This window comes from Eikenella longinqua, assembly GCF_001648355.1.
Taxonomy (GTDB): Bacteria; Pseudomonadota; Gammaproteobacteria; order Burkholderiales; family Neisseriaceae; genus Eikenella; species Eikenella longinqua.
Window position 1 is genome coordinate 1 of sequence record NZ_LXSL01000004.1, and the last position, 1,711, is coordinate 1,711.

At 46.5% G+C, this 1,711-nt stretch carries 3 protein-coding genes; all 3 read left to right on the top strand.

Annotated elements, in window-relative coordinates:
• The coding region (locus A7P95_RS11360) for a virulence factor TspB C-terminal domain-related protein (RefSeq protein ID WP_281179392.1) at positions 1 to 193 on the top strand (193 nt) is incomplete at its 5' end.
• Positions 194 to 207: 14 nt separating this feature from the next.
• Complete coding sequence (locus A7P95_RS00025; RefSeq protein ID WP_082890647.1) at positions 208 to 495, top strand: DUF2523 family protein; 288 nt, start codon at positions 208 to 210, stop codon at positions 493 to 495.
• Positions 496 to 669: 174 nt separating this feature from the next.
• Positions 670 to 1,632: an IS110 family RNA-guided transposase gene (locus A7P95_RS00030; protein WP_067589339.1), complete on the top strand. Its 963-nt coding sequence runs from the start codon at positions 670 to 672 to the stop codon at positions 1,630 to 1,632.
• Positions 1,633 to 1,711: the final 79 nt, after the last annotated feature.

Sequence of the window (1,711 nt, forward strand, 5' to 3'; positions counted from 1 at the left end):
CCTATCCCCGGTCAATATCTTCAACACCGATGCCGCCTGTCCCGCTCCTACCTCATTCAGCATAGCCGGAACACAGCAAAGAATAAGCTACGAACCGATGTGCGATACCGCCCGCAAAGCCCGCCCCTTTATCATCATGATGGCCATGACCGTTTCTTTCATGATGGTATTCGGCGCACTCAATAAACGTTAGGAAAGGAAACCATCATGGGCAAAACCCTTGCCGGAATGTTTACCGCCGTTCTCACTACCCTAGCAGGTAAAATCATCATGGCGCTGGGCATTTCCGCCATTTCCTACACCGGCCTAAACCTGCTCCAAACCCAAATGATTAACGCCCTAACCGGCCAGCTTTCCGCCGCCCCGCTCTCCGCCGTCCAAATCATGTATATCGGCGGCCTAGGGGTAGCCCTGAATTGGTTGCTCGGCGCGGTGGCCTTCCTCGTCTCTTTTAACTCCGTGGCCAAGCTCGGCAGCATCTTCCGACAAAGATAAACGCAATAGAATATTAAATCTAACTGGCTCAAATCTTGCTTAAAGCATAAAGCCGCATCACGCCTACAAATAGCCTTGCCGTTCAGGCATGACAAAAGATTGGCGGATGCGGCTTTACTTATGCACAAAATCAATACGGTATCTTTGTCTACAGAACAATATAAGGATTGAACCATGCAGCAAATCGCCCTTGGATTAGATATATCCAAATTGACCATAGACGCACATTTCAACGGCCAAAACGATTTTATGCGGGTTATGAACAATCCCACCGGCATAGCCAAATTGATGGAACGCATACAAAGCTATCAACAGCAAAACCAGCAGATTCATGCTTGCTGCGAATATACCGGCGTTTACTATCTGCCCGTTGCCAACGCATTACATGAGGCAGCAATAAAAATCAGCGTAGTTAATCCCTTGTCTATCAAACTGTATGCCGAATACAAGCTAAGGCGTACCAAAACCGACAAACAGGATGCCAAGCTGATAGCCGACTACTGTCAGCGCGAAAATCCGCCCTTATGGCAGCCCTTATCAGAAAAACGCAAGAATCTAAAGGCATTAAATAGGCGGATAGAACAATTGAACGTATTGCTCAATATGGAAAGCAACAGAAAAGAAGTATCCGATCCGGTAATCAAATCCGGTATAGATACCATAATCAATGCCATACAAAACGAGATAGCAAGCTGCAAAACAGCCATACAAGACTTGATAGATTCGGATAAAGAATTAAGCCATAACCAACAGCTATTACAAACCATCAGCGGCGTAGGCAAAACAACCGCCGCCTGGCTCTTGTCCGTACTGGTCGATATAGATAAATTTGAAAACTCAAAGAAGCTAATCAGCTATTTGGGTTTGTCTCCGGTTATCAAAGATTCCGGCACAAGCGTGAAATACGTCAAGATATCCAAAATGGGCGATAAGATGGTGCGCAAAGCACTTTACTATCTCGCCCGGGCAGCCTGCCTAAGGAGCAAACTTTGGCGGCCTTGGTTTGAACAAAAGCTGAAACAGGGCAAACACCCCAAGCAAATTTACGTCTTGATGATGTGCAAAATCATCAAATACGCTTACGCCGTCATCAAATCCGGCCAGCCGTTTGACGAGAATCGGCACAAACCAGCGTAAAACAGCAGTCTAAAGTGTTGCAAAAAAGCGGTAGCCGATGGCTATCGCCGCCTTACTGTTGCTTGCGTTTTTAAAAAGT